1 protein-coding gene is annotated in these 634 nt (G+C 69.1%); it reads left to right on the top strand.

The genetic code is table 11. The features are described 5' to 3' along the window. Window positions 1-408 (top strand): endonuclease/exonuclease/phosphatase family protein (locus tag ADL03_RS49225; protein ID WP_197289203.1); only part of this gene is annotated, 408 nt, incomplete at its 5' end. Between the last annotated feature and the right edge of the window lie 226 nt (window positions 409-634).

The raw sequence follows: 634 nt of genomic DNA, 5'->3' as shown, positions 1-634 counted from the left end.
CGCGGCGACGACCCCACCTTCGGCCGCTTCCAGCCGCCCCGCACACCCAGCCGCGTCCCGCGCGGCGAGCAGACCGCCCTGCTGGGCGAATTCGCCCGCTGGCTGCTGGACAGCGACCCGAACGCACGACTGGTGCTCGCGGGCGACTTCAACGACACCGAGTTCTCGCCACCGCTACGGACGCTGCAGAACCTCAATCTGACCGACCTGCCCGCCACCCTGCCCGAAGCGCAGCGCTACACCTACATCTACCAGGGCAACGCCCAAGTCCTCGACCACGTCCTGCTCAGCCCGAGCCTGATCGCAGACGGCTACGGCTACGGCTACGGCATCGTCCACGTCAACGCCGAGTTCGCCGACCAGGTCAGCGACCACGACCCCCAACTGGTCCGGCTCACGTTCCCGTGACCACGAGTCCCCACCGGTCGCACCCGAGAGACGCCCGCGTCACACCCCTTGGAGGACTGAACCGATGGCCGACGAACTCGTCCTGCCCAACACCGGCACCCGCGTGCCGCCACTGCCCCGCGCCGGTATGAACGCCGAAGTGGAAGCCGCCTACGAGCTGAGCATCGCCACCTGGGGCATCCCCAGCAACCTGTTCCGCACCATGGCCCACCACCCCGCATTGGCC

Source organism: Nocardia sp. NRRL S-836, assembly GCF_001279525.1.
Lineage (GTDB): Bacteria > Actinomycetota > Actinomycetes > Mycobacteriales > Pseudonocardiaceae > Lentzea.
Note: the sequence above shows the minus strand (reverse complement) of the source record. Positions and strands in the feature narration are given on the sequence as shown.